Source organism: Bacillus sp. MHSD_36 (assembly GCF_030757775.1).
Lineage (GTDB): Bacteria > Bacillota > Bacilli > Bacillales > Bacillaceae_G > Bacillus_A.
In genome coordinates, this window is the sequence record NZ_JAVBIS010000018.1 from 1 (window position 1) to 8,205 (window position 8,205).

Genomic DNA, 8,205 nt, shown 5'->3' on the forward strand with positions numbered 1-8,205 from the left:
CTCTATACTCTAATCGTCAATACCTTTTATCCTTTTTATTTTATAAATTATAAAGGGTATTCTTCGTCTCTAGTGATTCATAAACTGGTACAGTCACTTTCATAATCGACACTTTATACTTTTTTACCACTTATACCTTTCTAAAGAATGAATATCAAGCCAAACAAATATATATTAAAAGTAGCATTTTTTATTGCGAGTACATTTCAGCCATATTCACAATTATCTTCTACTACTTCTCTCTAGGAATTATAAGTACGCCATACATTTACTAAAAACCTAATTAACCTAGGAGGCGTTATGAAATGCATGTTAATAAGAAGATCATTTATGTATCCCATGATGCCCATTTCCACGGAGCACAGCTGCTTTCTTTACATACTATTAAGGCTCTTAAAGAAAACTTTAACTACTCTGTCGCAATTATTTCTATTGGAACGGGCATTTTAATCCAAGATTTTCAAAAGTATGGTCCTGTTTATTGCCTAGAGGAAAACTACCCAACAGAAGAAAAGGCCGAATTATTAATAAAGAAGTTATTGTTACAAGACTATACCATCGCCATATGTAGTACCGTCATAAGTGGCGATATAGTTGCATTACTAGCTAAACACAATATAAAAGTTATTTCATTAATACATGAATTGCCACATTTAATACAACAGTACTCTGCCGAGGGAAAAGCTAGAAACATTGCCGAATTTGCGTACAAAATTGTCTTCCCTTCACAGTACGTGTATGAAAAATTCCGTACAATCACCCAATTAGATCATCAAAAATGCCACATTCTTCCTCAAGGCTTGTTTAACCACAATCCTTATAAGAACGATATCGAAAAAGCTAGAAACGAATTACGAAAAAAACACAACCTGCCTCTAGATAGCAAGATCATTTTAGGAGTAGGTTTCGCTGATCATCGAAAAGGAATAGATTTATTCTCGCTTATCGCTTACTCAGTAAGAAAGATTCATACGAATATTCATTTTATCTGGGTTGGGAAAACAGATGTTCATTTTTTAAATAGACTATCCCCAAGGTATACAGCACATTTCACATTAGTGGACCCAACTCCAGATATCGGTTTATATAACTCCGGGGCTGATTTATATTTATTAACTTCAAGAGAAGACCCTTTTCCCAACGTTGTTTTAGAGGCATTAGATACAAAAGTCCCTGTTATAGGTTTTAAAAACGCTGGAGGTTTTGAAGATGTTGTTACAGAACAAACTGGCGCATTAGTAGACTATTTAAACTTACCGATGATGTTGGAAAGAATATATGAATTTATTGGAGATGAAGAGTTACGCTTACAAAAAGGGAGCTTTGGCCAAGAACTTATTGAAAAAGATTTCAACTTCCTTCATTACATTTATCAATTGTTAAACCTGCTTGATCATAATTACAAAAAAATAAGCGTAATCATACCGAACTATAATTACGAAAAATACTTACCTGACCGAGTTAAATCCATATTAAACCAAACCTATCCCCTTTACGAACTAATTTTCCTAGACGATGCTTCTACTGACAATAGTGTATCTACATTTGAACAGCTGCTCTCAAACGAAAATAAACCCCACCTAAAAGTTCAACAAATTATTAATGATACAAACTCTGGTTCTGTATTTAAACAATGGATAAAAGGTGTCTCTGCAGCAACTGGTGATTACATTTGGATCGCAGAGGCTGATGACTTGTGTGATCAAACATTTTTAGAAGAAGTAATACAAGGGTTTCATATAAATAATAATGTTACCTTAGGATACACACAATCAAAACAAATAGATGAACAAGGAAACATTCTGGCCAATCATTATTTGGATTACACAAATGATATTGATAAAGAGAAATGGCAGCGTCCTTACTTTCGAAAAGGGATAGATGAAATACAAGATACGTTACTTATCAAAAACACCATTCCTAATGTCTCAAGTGTAGTTTTTAAAAACATAGACATAACAACAACAGCAAAACAATTGGAAAAGTTTAAAGTAGCTGGCGATTGGTTTTTCTATGTTTCTCTCCTTAAAGAGGGGAACATTTATTTTAATCCAAAACCTCTAAATTATCATAGACGACATACAAATAGCGTAATAAGAACAGAAGATTCATATTCCCATTACAGTGAAGTTGTACAAATACAGAATTTCATTAAAGATACCTTTGCTATCGAAGACATTTCAAAGAAGAAAATGTACGCATATAGAAAGTACCTTAAAGCATATTTGAAGGTTTGATTATATATTTTCTTTACCAGGGAGGGTTACTCTTTGAAAGAATTTATAGAGGCAAATAAAGATTTGATTTCTCAAATTGCACAAAACTACAATGTAAATGCAAGTATCCACCCAGAGGATCATATCTTTCAATTCCTTGTCACGAATCCAGTCTTTCCGTCTAAAAAAGAAGCGATAGATTATTATTTTAAAGATGGAAGAAAATCAGCAGAAACACTCTTAGATTTAATGACTTCCTTTTATCCTCCTGTAGACACTCCAATTAAATTATTAGAATTCGCATCCGGATATGGCTGCGTAACACGTCATTTATTAAACCTACAAACGAACTTACGTATAACTGCCTGTGATATACATGAAGAGGCTATTACTTTTCTTGAACGCACATTACATACATCATCTATCTTATCTCATCCTGAACCTGAACAAATAAAATTATCGTCTACGTATGATATCGTTTTTGGCCTATCCTTTTTTTCTCATATGCCTGATACAACTTGGCTTCGTTGGCTTCAAACATTGTATAATGCTGTTTCCCCTGGCGGATTATTCATTTTCACAACTCATGGATATCAAAGTAAAAAGTACTTCGGCTTTCCAGATTTAAATAAACAAGGTTATTGGTTTCTCCCCTCTAGTGAACAACTGGATTTAGATGTGCATCAATACGGGCAAACGATCGTTAGTCCCTCTTACGTATGTGACAAAATTAAATTATTACCTTATAATCCTATCATCAAAAAATACACTGAAGGTTTTTGGTGGGAACATCAAGACCTTTGGATAATACAAAAAGAAATAAAATAATAAACCATGCTCTACTTATACAGAAGTAGGGCATGGCCTATTATTTTTTACTATATAAGAACTCTTCAATCCATAGCTTATTTAATCTAATTCCACTTTTGAAATCCACTTTCGGTTCCCAATTACATTCTCGTCTTACCCTATCTATATTTAAAATGATTTTTCGAACATTTTCTTGCTTTTGTTTATAGCAGATAAAGTCCACTTTTCTTTCCGTTAATTTCTCCAGTTCTACTATAATTCGTTTTAAAGAGAGGCCCTTGCCGCTCCCTATGTTATACACACAAGATTTCAAGCGATTTAATTGTGATAGTTGTATAGTGATTTCCACTAAATCATCGATATAAATATAATCTCGAATAATCTCTTGTGGATTCCCATATATATTAATCTTTTCATTACTGAGATGCTGATACAAAAAACAATTTATTGCCCCAACTTTCTTTAAAGGATTTTGATATTTTCCATACGGATTAGAATATCTACATACAACATAGTCAATTCCATATTTTTTCTTATAAAAGTACAAATAATTTTCAAGCGACACTTTTGTTATTCCATAAGGTGAAAGTGGTTTTAATGGATGGTCCTCATCAATAGGTAAATATTCAGGTTCACCATAAACCGTGCCTCCAGAAGATGCTAATACAATTTTTTTAATAGGAAAATTTTTAACGCTTTCCATGAAATTAAGAAAAAAAAAGCTACTGTTTATATCTCCGAAAACATCTTCAATTGAAGTTGCTACATTAGACGTTGCAGCTAAATAAATAATAATATCCACATTCGCTAAAGCTTTATATATATCTTCAACATTAGCTAAATCACCTTTAATAAATTCGACCTCGCTTATAATATTTTGAGGAAAATTATTTATATGCCTGGAAAATACCTTTACATTTTGACCTTGTTTCAATAAACCTAATGCGAGGTTAATACCAATGAAACTATTTCCACCTACTATTAAATAATTATTCTTCCCCATAATATCCTCTCTAGTAATAAGATTTTTGCTTAGCACACCTAGAAATACAAATAAATGAACTTGGACACTTTTATTATTTCTTTTCTTATAATTGTATGCCTCTTATACATTTTCATTATCTTTATTTTATATTTTCTGTTTAGAATCGCTGTCTTATCTAAGATGACCGAAAAAACCTCATAATATTTACTCATTTCCATGAATATATTGGATTAGCAAAAACTTCCCTTCCCATATTCTCACTCGTTTATTTTAAAAACCTTCTCCATAAATAAAACTTTCAAAAAGGAGCATTAAATTTATGAAGAATGTAAATCAAGAGCTGTTAAATCATGTAATTCTACATAAAGACCGAATTCCACATTTCCATAAAGACTTTCCACTTATACTATTCTGGAGCCACAGAAGCGGATGTACTACATTAGCTAATTGGTTCTTTTTTCAAATTGGATTATTTACTGAAGCAAAGAAATACCATGACTTTATTCATTACTATGAATTCTGGGTGTATAAAAACAACACCAACTACATACCAGAGTTACAAAATGGCCTTCTAGCAGCAAAAAAAGATGTTTGTAAACTTGTGCGTAATCCCTATACAAGGGCTGTCAGCTCATTTTTATTACTTGCTGACAATCCATATGCTAGCCCTCAATGGGAAAGTATTCGCCAGTATTTGTATAATGACAAATATAGTAACCGAGGAATATCATTTAAACAATTTTTGTATTACATTCGAGAATTCGGTTCCAATTCCCTAGCAATGGACATACATTTCAGTCAGCAATACGTTCCAGGTGAAGAGAATTTTGTCGAACACTATATTCCTTTAGAAGATTTTAATACACAAATCACCAAGTTAGAACACACGTACGATTTACTTAAATCCCCTCTAGCGCTACTTACAAGCTCCAATCATCATCGCGCTCATAAGATGATTCATACAGGAAACTATGCGGAACTCAGCATTACAGATGCAGCCTTCCCTCGCTTTCCAACATATGAAAGTTTTTATGATAAGGAAACAATAGAGTTAGTTACAGAAATATATGCACAGGACTTTGAAATGTATCCTTACACAAAAGGAATATTTTAAGTCGATACATTCTCCAATGAATAAAAGAGAATGTATCGCATAGCATAAAGTGAAACTTTAATTAATGTGGGTTCTCTGCTTTTCACCCACCCTCTTTGATTTCGCTGGTTGTTGGCGTGTGTCATATGCATTTTCTATACAGGAGTGATGTCATGTGGAAGGTCATTTAAAGCACAATAATGGATACTGCGTTATTTGTGAGAAGGAAACTACATTTATAGAGCATAATGATTGGCTTAGAGATCACTACTTATGTTCTACATGCCACTCTATACCAAGGCAACGAGCTTTAATCCATGTTTTAAATACATTTTTCCCTAAATGGGGTTCCTATCATATCCACGAATCCTCTCCTGGAGGGATTACAACTCAGCTACTAATAAAAAACTGTAAAAACTATACATATTCTCAATACTTTAAAAACTATCCTCTCGGTCAATACTTTCAAGGAATTAGATGTGAGAACTTAGAAGACATGACTTTCCAAAATGAATCTTTTGATTTGTTCATTACTCAAGATGTCTTCGAACATGTAATGGAGCCAAACAAAGCCTTTAAAGAAATAGAACGTGTATTAAAGCATGGCGGCGCTCATGTGTTTACTGTCCCTTGGTATCATACACTCCCAAAGACTTTACAAAGAGCAAGAATAAATAAAGAAGGAATTGAGTATATGGAAGAGCCAATTTATCATGGAAATCCTATTGATGAGAATGGATCTTTAGTAACATTTGATTGGGGCCAAGATATGATTGAATATATTTATACCCATGCAAACATGTATACAATTGTTTATTTACAAAAGGATAGATCACTAGGATTAGATGCCGAATTTCTACATGTTTTTATTAGTAAAAAACACGAATATAATTTGGAGGTTAACAAATGAATAACTTTAAGTTAGGAAGTGATTTTGATAACCTTGTTAGTCCACTTTCTGATGTTGAACTTCTAAATCTATTTATACAAAGTTGTTCACAAACAAAGATAAATGGCATCCCAGTACCTATGTTCCCTCCTGAAGAAATTCAACAACAGTTTGTAGGTGCTTCCTATGAACATGCTCTTTATGAAGCATATTTGTTTTATAGCCATGTAAAAACATATGCCCAAAATTTAGGTGTTCCTTTGAATAAAGAACGTAAAATTTTAGACTTTGGTTGCGGGTGGGGAAGAATTATACGCTTTTTTTTCAAAGATGTTCGCGATGAAAATTTACTTGGGATTGATGTAGATCCAGCAATGATTAACATTTGCAATGAAACGTTAGGAAGAGGAATATATAAAACCGCCAATCCACAACCTCCTGTAGAATTTATTAGTGACAATTCATTGGACATCATATTCGCTTATTCTGTATTCTCACATTTATCCGAAGAAACTGCAGAACATTGGATAAATGAATTTTCAAGAATTCTTCGTCCAGGTGGAATCTTCATCGCTACAACACAAGCACGCTATTTTCTCGATTACTGTCAACAATTCAAGGAACACCCTGAATTTATTCAAACGGGTTGGCATAAAACTTTATCTCAAGCTTTTCCAGATATAAATCGGGCCATCTCGGATTATGAAAGCGGCAATTTTGTCCACAGTCCTACAGGAGCCGGAGACGTTAGAAATAGTAGCTTCTACGGAGAAACCGTTATACCTAGAACTTATATTAAAAATCACTATGAGAAGTATTTAAAGCTACGGGACTTTTTTGATGATGCAAACCGATTACCCCAAGCCCTATTTGTTCTCCAAAAAGATTAACTCTTTTCTTACATGATAATGCACATAATTTTATAATGAAAATCACTTTTCATCTCAGTCATATATATTAAATCACCCAAGATTCCTCTATCGAGCAAACTGTAAACTCGATTCAAAAAATCAAAAGTAACTTCCCACCACTTTGAACTACGAAGAACATAAGGGGGATATACCTTGAAAATTATTGCTTTTTACTTACCACAGTTTCATCAAATAAAAGAAAATGACAGATGGTGGGGGAAAGGTTTTACTGAATGGACAAATACTAAAAGTGCACAACCTTTATTTGCAGGACATTATCAACCTAGAGAACCTTATCAAGATTTTTATTATGACTTAACCACCCCAGCCGTAAGAAAATGGCAAGCAAAAATTGCTAAAATACACGGCATATATGGTTTTTGTTATTACCATTATTGGTTTAAAGGAAAGAGACTATTGGAGACACCCTTTAATGAAGTACTTAAGACGGGGGAACCTGATTTTCCATTTTGCCTTTCTTGGGCAAATGAACCATGGACAAAGACTTGGGATGGTCTTGATAGTCACATATTAATGCCTCAAAATTACGGAGGATTATCGGATTGGAAAGAACACTTTGATTATTTATTACAAGCTTTCCAAGATAGGAGATATATCCGTATAGATGATAAACCATTATTTATTATTTATCGTCCTGGGCATATACCTGATTGTGAGCAAATGCTTAATTACTGGAATACACTCGCACAAGAAAATGGTTTAAAAGGTATATACTTCGCAGAAACATTAAACAGCTTTCCCCTTCCTAATATAAATGGATTTGATGCTAGCATTCACTTCGAGCCTTTTTATACAATTGCTCATGATAGCTCTTCAGACATAAATAAAACAATATATGAGTCTGGTAAACAAATAAACGCTTGGGATTATGATAAAGTTTGGATGTATATACTAAAGCGATCTCCTCCAGAGAAAAAAACATTTCCCGGTGCCTTTGTTGACTGGGACAATACAGCACGCCGCAAAGACTTAAATAGTAGCATCTTCCTAGGCTCTACTCCTGAGAAGTTCACAATATATTTAAGTAAGCAAATTCAACGTACCTATTCTCTTTACAACAGCGAGTTTTTATTTATTAATGCGTGGAATGAATGGGCAGAAGGTACCTACTTAGAACCAGATAAAAAGTATGGATTTTCCTATTTAGAAGGAGTTAAACAAGCGATTAACAGAGGTATGAAAGCATACAAAAAAGACGAGTCATTCTGACTCGTCTTAAGCTTGCTTGGCGACGTCCTACTCTCACAGGGACAAGGTCCCAACTACCATCGGCGCTAGAG

At 33.6% G+C, this 8,205-nt stretch carries 7 protein-coding genes; 6 read left to right on the plus strand and 1 reads right to left on the minus strand.

Annotation, left to right across the window (positions count from 1 at the left end; genetic code table 11):
• Positions 1-305 precede the first annotated feature (305 nt).
• A complete protein-coding gene (locus Q9B79_RS26530) occupies positions 306-2,237 on the plus strand; it encodes a glycosyltransferase (RefSeq protein ID WP_306188953.1) in 1,932 nt (643 codons plus the stop codon).
• 33 nt (positions 2,238-2,270) lie between these two features.
• Entirely contained in the window at positions 2,271-3,044 is a 774-nt protein-coding gene (locus Q9B79_RS26535; RefSeq protein ID WP_306188955.1) for a class I SAM-dependent methyltransferase, read from the plus strand.
• A 40-nt stretch (positions 3,045-3,084) separates the two neighbouring features.
• On the opposite strand, the gene Q9B79_RS26540 is transcribed toward Q9B79_RS26535, so the two are convergent.
• A complete protein-coding gene (locus tag Q9B79_RS26540) occupies positions 3,085-4,029 on the minus strand; it encodes an NAD-dependent epimerase/dehydratase family protein (protein WP_306188958.1) in 945 nt (314 codons plus the stop codon).
• A 301-nt stretch (positions 4,030-4,330) separates the two neighbouring features.
• On the opposite strand from Q9B79_RS26540, the gene Q9B79_RS26545 reads away from it, so the two are divergent.
• The 4 genes from Q9B79_RS26545 to Q9B79_RS26560 all read left to right on the plus strand — a co-directional run bounded on the left by Q9B79_RS26545 (position 4,331) and on the right by Q9B79_RS26560 (position 8,134).
• Positions 4,331-5,125, plus strand: coding sequence for a sulfotransferase family 2 domain-containing protein (locus Q9B79_RS26545; RefSeq protein WP_306188960.1), 795 nt, complete (start codon positions 4,331-4,333; stop codon positions 5,123-5,125).
• A gap of 154 nt (positions 5,126-5,279) precedes the next feature.
• Positions 5,280-6,014 (plus strand): class I SAM-dependent methyltransferase, encoded by a 735-nt coding sequence (locus tag Q9B79_RS26550; protein WP_306188962.1) that lies wholly within the window; start codon positions 5,280-5,282, stop codon positions 6,012-6,014.
• The gene (locus Q9B79_RS26555) at positions 6,011-6,883 is read left to right on the plus strand and encodes a class I SAM-dependent methyltransferase (RefSeq protein ID WP_168898406.1); all 873 of its coding nucleotides are present in this window, start codon (positions 6,011-6,013) and stop codon (positions 6,881-6,883) included. The genes Q9B79_RS26550 and Q9B79_RS26555 overlap by 4 nt, the downstream gene beginning before the upstream one ends.
• A gap of 174 nt (positions 6,884-7,057) precedes the next feature.
• A complete protein-coding gene (locus tag Q9B79_RS26560; RefSeq protein WP_306188965.1) occupies positions 7,058-8,134 on the plus strand; it encodes a glycosyltransferase WbsX family protein in 1,077 nt (358 codons plus the stop codon).
• The last annotated feature ends 71 nt before the right edge of the window (positions 8,135-8,205 follow it).

Excerpts from the sequence above, each read along its gene's own strand:
- Q9B79_RS26530 (WP_306188953.1), top strand. The coding sequence starts at position 306 with ATGCATGTTAATAAGAAGATCATTTATGTATCCCATGATGCCCATTTC.
- Q9B79_RS26540 (WP_306188958.1), bottom strand. The coding sequence starts at position 4,029 with ATGGGGAAGAATAATTATTTAATAGTAGGTGGAAATAGTTTCATTGGT.
- Q9B79_RS26545 (WP_306188960.1), top strand. The coding sequence starts at position 4,331 with ATGAAGAATGTAAATCAAGAGCTGTTAAATCATGTAATTCTACATAAA.
- Q9B79_RS26555 (WP_168898406.1), top strand. The coding sequence starts at position 6,011 with ATGAATAACTTTAAGTTAGGAAGTGATTTTGATAACCTTGTTAGTCCA.